This window comes from Samsonia erythrinae (genome assembly GCF_004342665.1).
GTDB classification, from domain to species: Bacteria; Pseudomonadota; Gammaproteobacteria; order Enterobacterales; family Enterobacteriaceae; genus Samsonia; species Samsonia erythrinae.
On sequence record NZ_SMBY01000001.1, the window covers coordinates 934,102 to 950,279 of the forward strand.

Sequence of the window (16,178 nt, forward strand, 5' to 3'; positions counted from 1 at the left end):
CCTGTGTTGTCAGGGAATGCGTGATCTGATCCTTCAACTCAGCAAAAGTTCGATTTATTCAACAAAGCCGCGTGATGCACTAATTTGTGCAGAATGTGAACAGATTTTTGAAGATAAAATGAGCGGAACAAAAGCTCAGCGGCCAGGGCTAAAAAGAGCATTAAGGGTTCTAAAGGCAGGCGATACTCTTGTCGTATGGAAGCTTGATAGGTTGGGGCGTTCGATGCGTAATCTCGTCCTGCTGATTGATGAATTACGCCAGCGCAACGTGCATTTTAAAAGCCTAACGGACAGTATCGACACGAACACCCCAATGGGACGGTTCATGTTTCATATCATGTCTGCGCTAGCCGAGATGGAGAGGGAATTGATCGTTGAGCGTACATGTGCTGGGTTAGCGGCTGCACGTGCACAGGGGCGTGTTGGCGGCAGGCCTGCCGTTTTTACACAGGAAGATAAGGTGATGGTTAAACAACTATTGAACAATGGTTACAGCAGACAGCAGGTGGCCATTATTTATGATGTAGGGTTGTCCACGTTGTATAAGTATTTCCCGGCCAGCGATGTGTAATTTTGTGATTCTTTTACCGTATTCGTAACGGAGTCGGCTTTTATTTTTTCACAAAGGATGCGCCGCATTTATTGCGCGGCGCATTGTTAGAACGTTTCTGCCATCGGTTAAAGCTGGTGCAATAGCAATTTCTACTATTCCAGAATGACCAGAACCCCACCAAACATGTTATTTTCATTGCTAAGTGCTTTACTGTGTCGCCGACAATGAGAGGGCCGCATGGATTACACCAAAATTATCAAAGAAGTTGGGCGCGGGAAAAATCATGCGCGTGATGTCGATCGGGCTACGGCCTATGAACTGTATGGCGCAATGCTGCGCGGTGAGGTGCCGGATCTGGAGCTTGGTGGACTGTTAATCGCCTTTCGCATTAAAGGTGAGTCCGAGGCCGAGATGCTGGGTTTTTATCAGGCCATGGATGAGCATGTATTGCGCCTGAACGCGCCTGCGGGCTTTCCCATGCCCATTGTGGTTCCCAGTTATAATGGCGCACGCAGGCAGGCGAATCTGACGCCGCTTTTAGTGCTGCTGTTGTCCAAATTGGGTTTTCCGGTGGTGGTGCATGGCGTAAGCGAAGACCCGACCCGTGTGACCAGCGCGGAGATTTTACGTAGCCTTGGTGTGACGATTGCTGAGAACGCCGAACAGGCTCAGCAGGAGCTGAATAACGGTAGCCCGGTATTTATCCCTGTTTCCGTACTGTGTCCGGCCATCGAGCGTCAGCTACAGCTGCGCTGGCGTATGGGCGTGCGTAACAGTAGCCATACGCTGGCCAAAGTCGCAACGCCGTTTGGCGAAAGTGAAGCGCTGCGTATCGCCAGCGTGTCCCATCCTGAATATGTCGCCCGAGTGGGGACGTTTTTTCAGGATATCAACGGGCGAGCGCTCTTGATGCACGGTACGGAAGGGGAGGTGTATGCCAATCCACAGCGCTGCCCGGAGATTCACTTTATTCATCAGCAAAATACGCGAGTGCTGCAACTTCGGCAGGATGTCAGCGTCGCGCCCGATGCGTTGCCCATCGCGAAGGACGCTGCGACTACGGCGCGCTGGGTGGCGCAGTGCCTGACGGGGGAAATTGCCATACCGCAGGCGATTCGTCTGCAACTGGCGTGTTGTCTGGTCGCCGCTGGCGAAGCGGCGACAATGGAACAGGCTATCGCGACGATCAAAAAACGACTTGGCTGATCGATTGACCAACGCGGATTCGGACGCGGTTAGTCGCGTCGCTTTACGCAGTCACGCGGCTGCCATCGGGAAGAGAAGAAGGAAGATCATGCAACAGGTAGCGGACTATTTTAACGCATTGAATCGCGACTATCTGGCGGTTCATCAGGCAAAAGAAGAACTGTTTTGGCAACAGTATATGGGGACGGGAGACGCGGATGTCTCTGAACGCTTTTCCGCCGCAGAGCGTGATTACAAACGTTTTATTTCGCATCCGCAGCGTTTGGCTGAGTTAAGAACCCATCTTGCGACGCTGGAAAACAGCCCGCGTGATGAGCAGCAGCAGGCGCTGTTGCACGGCTTAAAAGGGTGGTATCGATTTTTCGACTGTAATGTGATTGAGGATCCCCGGGCGCAGGCGCTGATGGATGAGATTATTGCGGCGGAAAGCGTGTTATATGCCAAACGTCAGGCATACGAAATGACGCATTTAAACGCGAAAGGGGAGCGCGTCAGCGCTTCTCTTGGCGAACTGTTGACCAATCAGGCGACGAACGATACGGAAGCTTATCGTCAAAGTTCCCAGCAGGCGCTGCGCGATCTTGAACAGTGGCTGTTACAGAACGGTTTCCCTGAGTTGATTTCACTGCGTAATCGCTTTGCCCGCCAGATGGGTTACCGGAACTATTTTGACTACAAGGTCAACAAGACGGAGCGAATGACGCCAGAGCAGCTTTTTGCCATTCTCGATGCTTTCGAAGAACAGACCCGAGAGGCAAATGCCCGTAGCCTGAAAAAACTGGCGGATGAAAAAGGCGAAGATGCCCTGCAAGCGTGGAATATTCGCTATGCCAGCGCGGGAGATGTGACGCGTCAGCTCGATCCCTATTTTCCCTTCTCGGCATCGTTGGAACGCTGGGTCAACAGCTTTAAGCGTTTGCATATCGGGTTTAATGGGGCAGAAATGCAGCTTGATTTGCTGGTGCGTAAAGGCAAATACGAGAATGGCTTCATGCATGGCCCGGTGCCGCCGTTTGTGCAGGAAGGGAAATGGGTTCCGGCGCGCATTAATTTCACCAGTCTGGCAAAGCCGGATCAAATTGGCAGCGGTGCCAGCGGCATCAATACGTTATTCCATGAGGGCGGGCATGCCGCGCATTTTGCCAATATCCGGCAGAACGCCCCCTGTTTTTCACAGGAATACCCACCCACCTCAATGGCTTATGCGGAGACGCAATCCATGTTTTGCGATAGCCTGTTAGGTGACGCTGACTGGCTAAAACGTTATGCGAAGAATGCGCAGGGAGAGACGATCCCGGATGAATTGATTCAGGCGGATATCCGTACGCAGCAGCCGATGCGGGCCTTCAATGAGCGGCATATCCTGCTGGTGCCGTACTTTGAGTGGCAACTTTATTCGTGGGACGACGAAGCGCGTACCCCGGAAGCGATGACGAAACTGGCCCGCGATACCGAGCTGCGTATTTTGGGCATCAGCGGTAGCCCGCGTCCGACGCTGGCTATTCCTCATCTGCTGTCTATGGAGTCGGCGTGCTCTTATCAGGGATATCTGCTGGCGCTGATGGCGGTGGAGCAGACGCGGCACTATTTCCTGCAACGTGACGGCTATCTGACGGATAACCCGGCTATCGGCCCTGACTTGGCGCGGCACTATTGGCAGCCGGGGAATAGCGTGAGCCATGATGATACGCTGCGTAGCCTGACCGGCGAAGGATTCAATCCGGCTTATCTGGCGCGGGCCTGTAATCTGACGGTTGAAGAAGCCTGGCGACTGGCGCAAGAGAAGATGACGCAGGCCGCCCGACGTCCTCAGCCTGCCGCGGATTTCGACCTGTCCGCCCGTATTCGCGTGGTGGATGGATGTCGCATATTGGCCGATAACGAGCAGGGCGATGAGAAGATGTGTCGGGATTTCGCGGCGTTTATCGAGCGGACGTATCCACGTTCGTTAGCATAGCTTCCGCTAACATGGCGCGTCGTAAAAAGGGGGGCGGAAGCCCCCCGGATTGTTCAGGATACGTGTTGCAGGAATTCACGCAGACGGTCACTGGGCGGATTCGCGATCAGCGTTTCCGGGTCACCATCTTCTGCGATGCGGCCTTTATCAATAAAGATAAGGCGTGACGCCACCTTATGAGCAAAGCCCACTTCGTGGGTAACGATCACCATCGTCATACCTTCCTCAGCCAGATCTTTCATGACGGTCAGCACTTCATGACGCAGCTCCGGGTCAAGCGCGGACGTTGGCTCATCAAACAGCATCAGTTTGGGTTTAACCGCCAGCGCGCGGGCGATAGCCACTCGCTGCTGCTGACCGCCGGAAAGTTCGGAAGGATAGTGGTGGGCGCGCTCCGACAGTCCCACTTTCTCCAATAACGTCAACGCCAGTTTTTCGGCGTCCGCTTTGGCTGCGCCACGGACTCGAATGGGACCAAACGCGACGTTCTCCAGTGCGGTAAGGTGCGGGAACAGATAAAACTGTTGAAAGACCATCCCCGCTTCCTGACGGATTAAACGTTCGTCAACGCGAGGATCGTTGACTTTAAGCCCATCGACGATCAATTCCCCGCTGGTAATCTCTTCCAACTTATTGATGCAGCGTAGCAGCGTGGATTTCCCCGAGCCGGAAGGCCCGATGATCACCACGACTTCTCCCTGGCCGATTTTCAGATCGATATCGTGTAAGACTTTTGTCTTGCCAAAGTGTTTGGAAACGTTTTTAAATTCAATCATATAATCTTAAGTCTTCTTTCCAGACGACGCAGAATAAAGCTGAGGGCCAGCGTGATGCACAGATAAATCACGGCAACCGCGGTCCAGATTTCGAGTGCGCGGAAGTTGCCTGCGATAATTTCCTGACCAGAACGCGTCAGTTCTGCTACGCCGATAACGATAAACAGCGACGTATCTTTAATACTGATAATCCACTGGTTTCCCAGCGGCGGCAGCATACGGCGCAAGGCGAGCGGCGCGATGACATGGCGTAACGTCGCACGGCGAGACAGCCCAAGCGCCAGGCCTGCTTCGCGAAAGCCGTTATGGATAGACAGCACTGAACCACGCGTAATTTCCGCGATGTAGGCGCCGGAGTTAATCATGATGGTGACGACAGCGGCGGCAAAGGGGTCGATCCGGACGGAGGTGAAGATCATCGGCAAGGCGAAGTAAATAAACATCACCTGAACGACAATCGGGGTACCGCGGATAATTTCAATAAACACAAGGGCAATGCGGCTGGAAAGCCAGCCGCCGTAAGCGCGGGCAAACCCCGCAAGCACGCCAATGACCAGACCGCCTAGTAGGCCAAGAACCGAAATCAACAACGTCATTTTTGCCCCTTCCATCAGGAGGGGCAGAGAAGGCCATATGGCACTCCAGTCAAACTGCATGGAATATCTCCAGATTCAATCGGCAATTACTTCGGTTCTACACCAAACCACTTCTTGTAGATCTCAGCATAGGTACCGTTTTCACGCAGTGTTTTCAGCGCATCGTTCACTTTTTCGCGCAGCTCGTTGCTGCCCTTCGGGAACGCGATGCCGTATTGCTGGGCTTTAATGGAATCACCCACCGCTTTAAATTGGCCGTTGCCTGCGGTTTTGATGAAATAGAGAATATTTGGCGTGTCGTGCAGCACGGCGTCAGCACGGTTGGTGCCCAGTTCCATGTAGGCGTTGTCGATGTTGGGGAACTGACGCAGATCTTTGGTTTTGATATTGGCTTTCGCGTAATCGACGGAGCCGGTACCGCTCTTCACCGCAACCACTTTGCCCGCCAGATCCTGTTCGCCTTTGATCTCGTTGTTCTCAGCTTTTACCATCACCAGCAGGCCGCTGTCGTAGTAGCCGTCGGAGAAATCGATCGCTTTTTTACGTTCTTCGGTAATCGTAATCCCCGCCAGTGCCAGATCGACATTACGTGTTTGCAGCGCGGGGATGATGCCGCCGAAATCCATTGGCTTCAGGGTGTATTTCAGATTGAGTTGTTTCGCGATCGCATCCCAGAGGTCGATGTCAAAACCGACGTATTTATCGCCTTGTTTGAACTCAAAAGGGACGAAAGCGGTGTCTGTTGCAACAATCAGCGCTTTCTCAGCGGCAAAACTGGACACGCTTACCATTAGTGTCAATGCGGCCAAAGAGGCTTTAAGTCGTAATTTCATCAAATCCTTCCTATTTAGCAGTTGTGGGAGGCCATTTGTTTTACAGGCATTATCAAGCATAGTACGAAAGTAAAACCTGATTTTCGCTGGCTTCCGTTACGTACCCGGCCTGTCGCAAGGCGACCGTTTTTATTTTATGCCCGCTGCCAGCGGTGAAATATTCATCTCCAATTCACTCAGGTAAAGCGCCGCTATGATTAACTGATTCCGACTGGGGAAACAACCGTTGATTGGCGTTATCGCCAATTATTGCAGGTGAAAGCTAATTTTTTGAGCAGCGAAAGAGATAAAACCGACGGATTGCGTAGAGGACAGGCGTTTGAATCAGGAACGGAAGATGGGCAGGGAGAAAAGGCTGCCTGAGCAGCCTTAACGTAGGGATGGCAATGTGATTATTCGATGTTTGACTCAATGAACCATAGGAACTGATCCAGGTCGCGTGATGCGGCGGTCAGAATGTCTGCTGACGCCTCATCGTCTGTTTTGCCGATGGCTTCACGGACATGGTTGGCCACCGTTGCGTAACGATCGGCCAGCGCCTTCAGATGATCCTGAACGCTATGGATATTGGTCGGGTAGCTTTTCAGTGAGGTCTGTTTGCCCACAATCTGTACCGTACCCAGCGCGATGCCGCCCAATTGTACGACGCGTTCAGCGATAGTGTCCTGATGGTCAATAATAGCGGTGCGAAAGCCATCCAACATTTCATGAACGGCAATAAAATTTGCGCCACGCATGTTCCAATGCGCCTGTTTGGTAATTAATGACAGGTCAATGAAATCCACAACCAGTTGGTTTAATAAGGCAATTGTCGAGGTCTTTACGCTATCGTCCAAATCATTGCGAGTGTAAAGCAGTTCGGACGATGCTGGTTTGATGAGTTTAGCGGTAGACATAATGCTTATCCTCTCTTTAATTATTGATAATCTTGCTGTTCAACGTGACTAATTATAGCAGCGATAATACGTTAATATTGCAAAGAATCGCCTATTAAATGGATAGCTATAGCATAATAACTGTAGGGTTATTTGTTCCTGATATTCGTCTGTGACAATAACAACTTTGTTAAAAATACAGGATAAGTCAATGTGGTTTACATATTTTAACGCTCCCTGAAACATAACTTCATAAATTAACGGATCTCGTCATGAGTTTATGAAAATCGTTATTATTTTTATTTGGAAGAAGGTATGGGATGAGAAAAATTTTGCCGATGAACGTGAATATGATGCGTCGGTGGCGGGAGTAAGCCAGCGTCGGCTTGTTATCCGGCGGACGCTGGCTGCATGGCGTTATGTATTCTCTTTAATTGGCGTTTGCCGGTTTGATTGTCAATGTTGCGCCTATTGATGCGGTAATGATGAAAGTGAGCGCCATCCACTGTAGAAGCGACAGGTGTTCGCCGAGAAACAGTATACCGGATAAGGCCGCAATTGCGGGCTCCATACTCATCAGGGTGCTGAAGGTTCTGGCCGGCAGGCGTGTCAAAGCGATCATTTCAAGTGAGTAAGGCAGCGCGGTGGACAAGATGGCAACGGCGATGCCCAGTGGCAGAATCGTCGTGGAAAACAGCGTACTCTCTGCGTAATACACGCCAACAGGACAGAATACCAACGCAGCGATAAAGGTGCCGATGGCGACGGTTCCCGGGCCGTGATTCGCGCCGGCTTTTTGTCCAAAAAGAATATACAGTGCCCAGCAGGCCCCTGCGCCAATAGCACAGGCTGCGCCGGTCAAGTCAACATTACCGATACTGTGGCCGAGAGGTAACAGGAACCATAATCCGGCGACGGCCAGAAATACCCAGAGAAAATCAATGATACGGCGCGACGATAGCATTGCCACGGCGAGCGGGCCGGTGAATTCCAATGCGACGGCAATGCCGAGCGGTACTGTCCGCAAGGAGAGGTAAAACAAGAAATTCATGCCGCCCAGCGTAATGCCGTAAATCAGTAACGGCAGGCGATGGCTGCTAAAGCGCATACGCCATGGTTTGAAGACAGCGCAAAGAATAATCGTTCCAATACACAGGCGCAGTGCTGTTACGCCCGATGCCCCAATAAGTGGAAACAGGCTTTTTGCCAGCGCGGCTCCGCTTTGGATAGAAAGCATCGCGACAAAAATGAGTAATACCGGGATAAGGGACGATGAACGATGGGGAAATAAGGTCATTCTCTTGGCCTTGGTGCAAAAATGGGCATTAAGATTCCGTTGTTATTATATTCATATGTAAACAATTTGTCTGGTGAGAATAGACATTTATTGACCTTTATTTACGTATCCTCGCCTGGTTTATTTTTGTGCAATATTATTAGCGCACAAACTGAACGAAAAATTCGGAATTGTCTGTTTTATAACCCAGCGGTGAATTTATTTTTAATCTCGCTGTCACAATAAAAAATCGATAATAATTAGGGTGATAGCTTAATTTTGACAATGTTTGTTACATCTAAGTCCTAATTGAAAAATATTTACAGGGCAGCAAGTTTTGGACTTCTTTGTTATATTTACTGCGTTAGTTAGTCTTTCATAAGATGAATTTGAGGCTGTAAATATGAAAAAAATCGCGTGTCTTTCAGTTCTGGCTTGTGTATTAGCCGTTGGCGCAGGTTCTGCATTTGCTGGTCAAAGTACGGTAAGTGCGGGCTATGCTCAAGGTGATGCTCAGGGCGTAAAAAATAAAGTTAAAGGTTTCAACCTGAAATATCGTTATGAGCAGGACAATAACCCACTTGGTGTCATTGGTTCATTCACCTATCTGGACAAAAGTGGTAGCGATGACGGTTTCTACAGTAAAGGTCAGTACATGGGCTTCACCGCTGGTCCTGCTTTCCGTCTGAATGACTGGGCAAGCCTGTACGGCGTTGTCGGTTTCAGCCACGGTAAGTTAACCAATAACAATTCCAACGGTCTGGATAACAAGAGTAACGACGATTACGGCTTTACTTACGGTGCTGGTGTCCAGTTCAACCCGATCCAAGACATTGCCGTGGATGTCGGCTACGAACAAAGCCGTATCCGCAGTGTTGATGTCGGTACCTGGGCTGTGGGTGTAGGTTACCGTTTCTAATCTCACTCGTGAGGTTAACCCTTAGTATTGGTTGTTAGATGTGTCGGAAGAATCCGCTCTGAAAAGAGCGGATTTTTTTACTATGGCTGCTTGCATAAACCCCCGGCAAGTTTCAACAGTAATTGATTGAGCTGTTGTTGCTCCGTTTCGCTTAAGGCCGCTATCAGTTGACGTTGATTCTCAACGTGCAGGGGGAGCAGTTTTTCTATTCGCTGGCTGCCTTTTTCCGTCAGTTTTACCAGCGTGCCTCTGCGATCGTTGGGATTGTTTTGCCGTTGCACCAATCCGGCGCTCTCCAGCCGATCAATCCGATTCGTCATCCCGCCCGATGATGTCATTAGCGCATCATACAAGTAGGTCGGGGTCAGGGCGTAAGGTGGACCCGCTCGTTGCAGGGTCGCCAGAACATCGAATTCGCCGGGGCGAAGATCAAACTGGCTAAAAAACGGATTCAGATAATCGCGCTCAATGCGCTGTGCGACGTCCCCGAGATGGCCGATAAGGCTAAGAGGAAAGAGGTCGAGGTTTGGCCACTCTTCCTGCCATTGAGCATATGCGTGTTGTGCCTGTTCAGTCATAAGATTTTATCTTGACGTTAAGATACTTTATGTGAAGATGATTATAATCAGACAGCAGTAATTCGCTCAAGCGATTGAGGTTATAAATGGTCGTGACATTAACAGCCCGTAAGCGGGCTTTTCTTTTCTTTAGTATTATCCTGTTGGGATTGAATTTACGCCCCGTGCTGGCAGGAATTGGCCCTTTACTGAACCAGATTCAAGCGGCAACGGGGCTGGGCGATAGCATGGCGGGTATGCTGACCACGCTGCCGGTCTTTGCTATGGGGTTCTGCGCGCTCTATGGCGGTCAATTGCAGGCGCGTCTTGGCGAGTATCGGGGCATTATGCTGGGGATTGTGGTGATTGCTCTGGCATGCGGTAGCCGCGAGTGGCTGAATAGCGGCATCTCACTGCTGGTGAGCGCCGCCTTCGCGGGTATCGGGATCGCGCTGATTCAGGCGTTGGTGCCGTCATTTATCAAGTCTCATTTTAGCCGCCACAGCAGCCTTTTGATGGGGTTTTATACCACGGCCATTATGGCAGGTGCCGCGACCGCGGCCGCCTCGGTGTCTCCATTGGCAAATGCGTTTGGCTGGCAACGTGCGCTCGCATGCTGGGGGATTGTGGCGCTCGTTGCCGCACTGGCCTGGCGCTGTATCCCTAAAACCTGTACCCGGAAACAGGGCGCGGTTGTTGTTACCCCCACGCGCCGGACGGGAATCGACTGGCTGTTGATGGCGTTTTTCGGTGTGGGTACGGGGGCTTATACGCTGGTGTTGGCGTGGCTCCCACCGTACTACATCCAGTTGGGGCTGGATGCGACACAAAGCGGCCTGATGCTGGGGGGGCTGACGCTGACGGAGGTGATTTCCGGCCTGCTGGTGTCGACATTCATTAATCGTTTCCCCGATCGACGCCAACTGTTGATCCCTGTTCTTCTTACGATGCTGGCGGGAATGATTGGGTTGATTGTCGCGCCGCTGACGCTGACGTATCCGATTATCATTATGTTGGGTATTGGTATTGGCGCGCTGTTTCCGCTGTCGCTGATCGTGGCGCTGGATCGGGTCACCGAATCACACAAAACCGGATCGCTGATGGGCTTTGTTCAGGGCGGGGGTTATATCATGGCCAGCCTGATGCCGTTGCTGGCCGGCTTTATTCGCCAGCAGACGGCAGGTCTGGAGCAGGCATGGATGATCATGGCCGCCGGGGCGGTGGTGCTGATTGTCATGGCGACCCGATTTGCACCGTCGAAGACGTCGGGTCACTAAACGGTTTGCATATATTTTAGCGCGCGGCGCGGCCTGTTCGTCCTCATGTATCGCCCGGTGAGCGGTAGCGCCACAGCCAGCGCCCGCTCATCAGGCGGCGGTAATAGAAAAAACCGCGTACAATCCAGTCAAAGAACATGCCCATCCAGACGCCGATCACGCCAAAACCCAGCATGACGCCAAGGATGTATCCGGCAATAACCCGACAGCCCCACATGCCCGCCATCGCCACCCACATGGTGTAGCTGGCGTCTTTTGCACCTTTCAGCCCGGCGGGCAACACCCATGAGGCCGCCCAGATCGGCATAAAGAGCGCATTAAGCCACAAAAGGTGTTTGGCTACGTCGATGACTTCCGGTTCATCGGTATAAAGTGATGCCAAAAAACTGGCGCTGGGCACGGAAAGTACCGCGAGCGCACATAGCCCAACGTTCGACAGCCAGAAAATATGTTTCAGTTGTCGGGTCGCTTGCATAATCTGGCCTTTGCCCAGTCGTGTGCCGACGATGATAGTGGCGGCGGCGCCGAGCGAATTGCCGGGGAGGTTGATCAGCGTCGCGAGGGAAAAAGCAATAAAATTACCGGCAATGACTTCCGTTCCCATGCCGGCTACAAAGCGTTGTGTGATCAGTTTACCGACGTTGAACATCACGGATTCAATGCTGGCGGGTACGCCGATGCTGAGCACTTCATAGAGAATCGCCAGGGTAAAAGGCGCGAAATAAGACCGGAAAGGGATGCGTGACGCGCCGTTAAAACCGTGCATCAATGTCAGAACGACGAAAACTGCGCCGATATAGCGGGAAATGGTAATACCTATTCCTGCACCGATGAACCCCAGTCCATCCCAGGAAAATATGCCGTAAATCAGCAGACTGCTGATGGCGATGTTGAGGATGTTCATCCCAATGTTGATGAACATGGGAAGCTTGGTATTACCCGCGCCCCGAAGTGCGCCACAGCCGACCAGCGTGACGGCGACGGCGGGATATCCCCATACCGTCCAGCGAAGAAACGAGAGCGCATAGGCTTTAACATGCGCATCGGCCTCTCCGGCGATCAGATCGATAATCGCAGAGCCGGCGAATTCAACCAGCGCAACCAACACAAACGATGACAACACCAGTAGTGACATTGATTGACGTGCGGCAGAGCGGGCCTGCTTTCTGTTACGCTGTCCCAGACTGAAGGCAACCACAACCGCCGTCCCCAACGCGACGGCAGTAAAAAATGCGATAACGACCATATTGAAACTGTCGGCCAATCCCACGGCCGCCATCGCCTCTTTACCCAGCCAGCTCACCAGAAAGGTGCTGAACACGCCCATCAGCACCACGCAGAGGCCTTCAATAAAAATCGGGAAGGCCAGCGGAGTGATTTCTCGCCAGAAGAGGACGCGGTTGGAATAACGTTTTTTATACCAGTCTGTATCTTTTATTTTTTTCATGAAACGATCTTGGTGATATCTCAAGCTTCCCTGTTGACAGCGTGAACGGCGTCACAACGGGCTCGCAATCAGCATGAGGGCGCAATTAGTTCATTACGCGCCGACAACGCCTGTGTGCAAGGACATGTCGTAGCGCGAATACGGGCGAAATTTTTTAAAATGGCGTTTCTAATTATAGAGTATCAGCCACCCCATTGATGTCCAGCCTGGATTGCTTGCCCGGCTGGAAAGTGGCTGGGCGATCACACCCTTTGATTCGGTTTGTTATTCGCGTGATCTTGACGCGTGGGGAGGGGCGAACAAGCGATAGGGTTTCCTGCATGATAAGGCGTCGTGGTCAGACCGGCGGTACGACGCTGACGAAGTGACGAAAGCAGGGCGCCGCCGGACGCTTCCCGCCTTAGTCGACGTGTTGCTGAATCAGCGCGATGCTTTGTTCAATTTCACGGCGGATGTCAGCTTCGCGCCAGTTCACCAGCTCTGGCGCGAAAGGTTCGAAGGCATAAACGCCCCGGTAGCCGCGAGCTTCCAGATTCTTAATTTGTGCGCAGGTGAACAGCCGATCCTGCGATGTCAGCATGATTCGCTCATCATCGGTGAGTTTCTCACGCGGGCGCGTATCCTCGACGCCGGAAAGATGCACCAGACCAATTTCGTCAACGTTTATCTGACTGAACTCCTCATCGGCCTGCGGATAAAGGTGGTGATGGAACGTATCGATCAGCAGCTTGAAGGGCACGCCAGCGTCATGGATTAACGCCTGCGCCTGCGCCGCAGAGCGCAGGGAGCTTTGTGGGAAACCCAGAGGTTCAACCAGCGCTTCCACGCCATAAGCGGCATAGAGCGGGGCGAGGTCGCGCATGGCGTTCAGCGTCTCGCTTGCCGGAACCGAGACGCCTTCGTTCAGCGGACACATCACCAGTGCTTTCGCGCCAATCGCTTTCGCCTCTTTGAGCAGCGACTCGGTTAACTGACGAACCTGCTCGGTACGGCAGTTAAAGGGATAGACGGCGTTGATGGTAAGAATGTCAATCTGATAGCGCTCTGCCAGTTCGAGGACCTGCTGGTGGCTCAGATCGTCGGTGACTTTTCCACCGGGCAAATCATTACGCAATTCGACTTTGTTGAGGCCAAGGCTGTTTACCAGACGGAAAAAGGCTTCAATGCTCAGCGCGGGCGCGATTTTACGATTGATGCAGAAACGTTGCAGTGCGATAGCCATGCGGACTCTCCTGAAAAAAGGGCGGGTACGTTCACTTTTTTATCATTTAAAACATTTGTTCCATGATTGGCAATCTATGAAATCATGATTCTTTGAGGCGCTTCGCAAAATCGTCGTGAATAATGGATTTTTACCGGACTGGCACGCTGTGCTTGTCGCCTGCTCTCATGCCGTACACCGCCCGGCGGCGACGGCGGGTGAAGGAACGAAGGAAAATGCGACCGTCATCACCAAAAGGTTATTTCATTTTAGTTTTATATTGAAATATAAATTTCATTTTACTACGGTTAAGACACACCGGAATCAGTCGTGGGCCGCATAGCCCAGCCGTTATATATGATGAGGCGAGAAGATGACGATCACAGGAAACTTTATTGGTGGGAAAATCGTTCTGAGCAGTAAGGAAACGTTACCCGTGTACGATCCCGCGACGGGGGACGCGATCCGCGAAGTGGCGCTGTCTACTGCACAGGATGTCTCTGACGCGATTCAGGCAGCGGAAGAGGCTTTCAAAGGCTGGTCGCAGACAACGTCGCTGCGTCGGGCGCGTGTCCTGTTTAACTTCAAAATGCTGATGGAACAGCATGTTGATGAGCTGGCGGGGATTATCGTCAGCGAACACGGCAAGGTATGGTCGGATGCGCTGGGCGAGTTGACTCGCGGTATCGAAGTCGTGGAGTTTGCCTGCGGCATTCCGCATCTGATGAAAGGTGAGTATTCGTCGGATGTCGGCTCTGGCGTTGACAGCTATTCATTGATGCAGCCGTTAGGCGTGGTGGCCGGCATTACGCCGTTTAATTTTCCGGCGATGGTGCCCATGTGGATGTTCCCGCTTGCGCTGGCCTGCGGCAACAGTTTTGTCCTCAAGCCCCCGGCGCTGGCCCCAACGGCGGCGGTGCGCATGGCAGAGCTATTGAAAGAAGCGGGGCTGCCGGATGGCGTCTTTAACGTGGTGCATTGCAGTAATGAAGACGCCGAGCAGCTCTACACAGATCCGCGGGTGGCGGCGGTCAGTTTTGTCGGCTCTTCCGGCGTGGCGGAATATATCTACAAAACCGCCAGCGCGCACGGTAAACGGGTACAGGCGTTTGGCGCAGCGAAGAATCACGCGATTGTCATGCCAGATGCCGATCTCGATGCGACGGTAAACGCGATCATGGGCGGGGCATTTGGTTCGGCGGGAGAGCGCTGTATGGCGTTGCCGGTGGTGGTTGCCGTCGGTAATGAAACGGCGGACAAATTAATTACGCGCTTGAAGCCGCTGATTGAAGCATTGAAAGTGGGACCCGGCTGTCTGCGCGGCGGAGACGAGAATGAAATGGGGCCCGTGGTTTCCGACACCCACCAGAAAAAAGTGATCGGCTATATTGATAAAGGCGTGAGCGAAGGGGCGACCATTGTGGTGGATGGCCGTAAGCTGCGCGTTCCCGGTTATGAAAAAGGGTACTACATCGGCGGCACGCTGTTTGACCACGTGACGCCGGAAATGACTATCTGGCGTGAAGAGATTTTTGGCCCGGTGCTGGGGATTGTACGGGTTGCCGATTACGCCAGCGCACTGGCATTGGTGAACAGCCATGAATTTGGCAACGGTAGCGCCGTCTTTACTCGCAGCGGTCATACCGCGCGGGAATTCGTCCATGACGTGCAAGCCGGAATGGTTGGCGTCAACGTGCCGGTGCCGGTGCCGATGGCGTTCCACAGCTTTGGCGGCTGGAAGCGTTCGGTGTTCGGCGCCTTGAACGTGCACGGTCCGGATGGCGTGCGCTTTTACACCCGAATGAAAACCGCGACCGTCCGCTGGCAGCAGGGAGAGCAAACCGTCTCTGAATTCAGCATGCCGACGTTAGGCTAACGGGAAGAGGGAGCAAGCCATGTCGCTACTGGCTAAAGCACGAAAAGAAGGGCACATCCAGCACATCACGCCACAAAGCGCCGGCTGGCGCTATATCGGCTTCGATGTCTGGATGTTGAAGCAAGGGCAGCGCCTGACGCTGGAAAGCGGCGAGCGTGAGCTGTGTCTGGTGCTGGTCGCCGGATGCGCCTCGGTGAAAACGAAGCAGGCGGATTTCCCCGGTCTGGGACAGCGCATGTCGCCGTTTGAGCGCACGCCGCCGTGGTCGGTCTACGTGCCGCCGCAGGAGAGCATTGAGGTGACGGCAGATTCCGATCTCGAACTGGCCGTTTGCAGCGCGCCGGGTCAGGGAACGCTGCCCGCGCGCGTGATCCGCCCTGAAGAGGTCGGCGTGGAGCATCGCGGCAAAGGCCGTAACCAGCGTCGCGTACATAATATTCTGCCGGACAACGCACAGGCGGACTGCCTGCTGGTGGTGGAAGTGTATACCGATGAAGGAGCTACCAGTTCCTGGCCCGCCCATAAGCACGATACCGCCTTGCCGGGTAAGGAGACCCAACTGGAAGAAACGTATTACCATCGTTTCGACCCGCCGCAGGGCTTTGCGTTCCAGCGGGTATATACCGATGACGGGAGTCTGGACGTGAGTATGGCACCCTATAACCACGATGTGGTGATGGTGCCCCGCGGCTACCATCCTGTCGCGGCTATTGCTGGTTATGACAGCTACTATCTGAATGTGATGGCCGGGCCTGAGCGCCGATGGTTGTTTAGTTGGGAAGCAGATCATGCGTGGATCAATAGCGCTGATTATCCCCGCCGCGCGTAG

15 protein-coding genes are annotated in these 16,178 nt (G+C 52.9%); 7 read left to right on the top strand and 8 right to left on the bottom strand.

The features are described 5' to 3' along the window. The first annotated feature begins 16 nt into the window (after positions 1-16). The 3 genes from EDC54_RS04190 (at position 17) to EDC54_RS04200 (ending at position 3,716) form a co-directional block, all read left to right on the top strand. Entirely contained in the window at positions 17-571 is a 555-nt protein-coding gene (locus EDC54_RS04190; protein ID WP_132453478.1) for a recombinase family protein, read from the top strand. A gap of 219 nt (positions 572-790) precedes the next feature. Continuing rightward, the gene (gene ybiB, locus EDC54_RS04195; RefSeq protein ID WP_132453480.1) at positions 791-1,759 is read left to right on the top strand and encodes a DNA-binding protein YbiB; all 969 of its coding nucleotides are present in this window, start codon (positions 791-793) and stop codon (positions 1,757-1,759) included. 88 nt (positions 1,760-1,847) lie between these two features. Beyond that, the gene (locus tag EDC54_RS04200; protein ID WP_132453482.1) at positions 1,848-3,716 is read left to right on the top strand and encodes a M3 family metallopeptidase; all 1,869 of its coding nucleotides are present in this window, start codon (positions 1,848-1,850) and stop codon (positions 3,714-3,716) included. A gap of 53 nt (positions 3,717-3,769) precedes the next feature. On the opposite strand, the gene glnQ is transcribed toward EDC54_RS04200, so the two are convergent. From glnQ to rhtA, 5 genes are all read right to left on the bottom strand, one after another. Next, positions 3,770-4,492, bottom strand: a complete 723-nt coding sequence (gene glnQ / locus EDC54_RS04205; RefSeq protein WP_132453484.1) for a glutamine ABC transporter ATP-binding protein GlnQ — start codon at positions 4,490-4,492, stop codon at positions 3,770-3,772. Beyond that, entirely contained in the window at positions 4,489-5,148 is a 660-nt protein-coding gene (gene glnP, locus EDC54_RS04210; RefSeq protein ID WP_132453486.1) for a glutamine ABC transporter permease GlnP, read from the bottom strand. The genes glnQ and glnP overlap by 4 nt, the downstream gene beginning before the upstream one ends. Positions 5,149-5,174: 26 nt before the next feature. Further along, complete coding sequence (gene glnH, locus EDC54_RS04215) at positions 5,175-5,921, bottom strand: glutamine ABC transporter substrate-binding protein GlnH (protein ID WP_132453488.1); 747 nt, start codon at positions 5,919-5,921, stop codon at positions 5,175-5,177. 392 nt (positions 5,922-6,313) lie between these two features. Then, on the bottom strand, positions 6,314-6,817 hold the full coding sequence (gene dps / locus EDC54_RS04220; protein ID WP_132453490.1) for a DNA starvation/stationary phase protection protein Dps: 504 nt from the start codon (positions 6,815-6,817) through the stop codon (positions 6,314-6,316). Positions 6,818-7,226: 409 nt separating this feature from the next. Continuing rightward, entirely contained in the window at positions 7,227-8,093 is an 867-nt protein-coding gene (gene rhtA / locus EDC54_RS04225) for a threonine/homoserine exporter RhtA (RefSeq protein WP_132453492.1), read from the bottom strand. Between the two features lie 382 nt (positions 8,094-8,475). Between rhtA and ompX the strand changes: the two genes are divergently transcribed. Next, positions 8,476-8,991, top strand: coding sequence for an outer membrane protein OmpX (gene ompX, locus EDC54_RS04230; protein WP_132453494.1), 516 nt, complete (start codon positions 8,476-8,478; stop codon positions 8,989-8,991). Positions 8,992-9,071: 80 nt separating this feature from the next. Here the strand turns inward: ompX and EDC54_RS04235 are convergent, their stop codons facing one another. After that, complete coding sequence (locus EDC54_RS04235) at positions 9,072-9,569, bottom strand: MarR family winged helix-turn-helix transcriptional regulator (RefSeq protein WP_132453496.1); 498 nt, start codon at positions 9,567-9,569, stop codon at positions 9,072-9,074. 86 nt (positions 9,570-9,655) lie between these two features. On the opposite strand from EDC54_RS04235, the gene EDC54_RS04240 reads away from it, so the two are divergent. Next, positions 9,656-10,825, top strand: a complete 1,170-nt coding sequence (locus EDC54_RS04240; protein ID WP_132453498.1) for an MFS transporter — start codon at positions 9,656-9,658, stop codon at positions 10,823-10,825. Between the two features lie 43 nt (positions 10,826-10,868). On the opposite strand, the gene EDC54_RS04245 is transcribed toward EDC54_RS04240, so the two are convergent. Then, complete coding sequence (locus EDC54_RS04245; RefSeq protein WP_132453500.1) at positions 10,869-12,272, bottom strand: EmmdR/YeeO family multidrug/toxin efflux MATE transporter; 1,404 nt, start codon at positions 12,270-12,272, stop codon at positions 10,869-10,871. A gap of 400 nt (positions 12,273-12,672) precedes the next feature. Next, the gene (locus tag EDC54_RS04250) at positions 12,673-13,494 is read right to left on the bottom strand and encodes a TIM barrel protein (protein ID WP_132453502.1); all 822 of its coding nucleotides are present in this window, start codon (positions 13,492-13,494) and stop codon (positions 12,673-12,675) included. A 352-nt stretch (positions 13,495-13,846) separates the two neighbouring features. Between EDC54_RS04250 and EDC54_RS04255 the strand changes: the two genes are divergently transcribed. Both EDC54_RS04255 and iolB read left to right on the top strand, forming a co-directional pair. Then, positions 13,847-15,349 (top strand): CoA-acylating methylmalonate-semialdehyde dehydrogenase, encoded by a 1,503-nt coding sequence (locus EDC54_RS04255; RefSeq protein WP_132453504.1) that lies wholly within the window; start codon positions 13,847-13,849, stop codon positions 15,347-15,349. Between the two features lie 19 nt (positions 15,350-15,368). Then, positions 15,369-16,178 carry a 5-deoxy-glucuronate isomerase gene (iolB, locus tag EDC54_RS04260; RefSeq protein WP_132453506.1) on the top strand — a complete coding sequence of 270 codons (810 nt, stop codon included), beginning with the start codon at positions 15,369-15,371 and terminating at the stop codon, positions 16,176-16,178.

Bases quoted from the DNA above. Each gene is read 5' to 3' on its own strand.
- EDC54_RS04190 (WP_132453478.1), top strand. From the start codon at position 17: ATGCGTGATCTGATCCTTCAACTCAGCAAAAGTTCGATTTATTCAACA.
- ybiB (WP_132453480.1), top strand. From the start codon at position 791: ATGGATTACACCAAAATTATCAAAGAAGTTGGGCGCGGGAAAAATCAT.
- EDC54_RS04200 (WP_132453482.1), top strand. From the start codon at position 1,848: ATGCAACAGGTAGCGGACTATTTTAACGCATTGAATCGCGACTATCTG.
- glnQ (WP_132453484.1), bottom strand. From the start codon at position 4,492: ATGATTGAATTTAAAAACGTTTCCAAACACTTTGGCAAGACAAAAGTC.
- glnP (WP_132453486.1), bottom strand. From the start codon at position 5,148: ATGCAGTTTGACTGGAGTGCCATATGGCCTTCTCTGCCCCTCCTGATG.
- glnH (WP_132453488.1), bottom strand. From the start codon at position 5,921: ATGAAATTACGACTTAAAGCCTCTTTGGCCGCATTGACACTAATGGTA.
- dps (WP_132453490.1), bottom strand. From the start codon at position 6,817: ATGTCTACCGCTAAACTCATCAAACCAGCATCGTCCGAACTGCTTTAC.
- rhtA (WP_132453492.1), bottom strand. From the start codon at position 8,093: ATGACCTTATTTCCCCATCGTTCATCGTCCCTTATCCCGGTATTACTC.
- ompX (WP_132453494.1), top strand. From the start codon at position 8,476: ATGAAAAAAATCGCGTGTCTTTCAGTTCTGGCTTGTGTATTAGCCGTT.
- EDC54_RS04235 (WP_132453496.1), bottom strand. From the start codon at position 9,569: ATGACTGAACAGGCACAACACGCATATGCTCAATGGCAGGAAGAGTGG.
- EDC54_RS04240 (WP_132453498.1), top strand. From the start codon at position 9,656: ATGGTCGTGACATTAACAGCCCGTAAGCGGGCTTTTCTTTTCTTTAGT.
- EDC54_RS04245 (WP_132453500.1), bottom strand. From the start codon at position 12,272: ATGAAAAAAATAAAAGATACAGACTGGTATAAAAAACGTTATTCCAAC.
- EDC54_RS04250 (WP_132453502.1), bottom strand. From the start codon at position 13,494: ATGGCTATCGCACTGCAACGTTTCTGCATCAATCGTAAAATCGCGCCC.
- EDC54_RS04255 (WP_132453504.1), top strand. From the start codon at position 13,847: ATGACGATCACAGGAAACTTTATTGGTGGGAAAATCGTTCTGAGCAGT.
- iolB (WP_132453506.1), top strand. From the start codon at position 15,369: ATGTCGCTACTGGCTAAAGCACGAAAAGAAGGGCACATCCAGCACATC.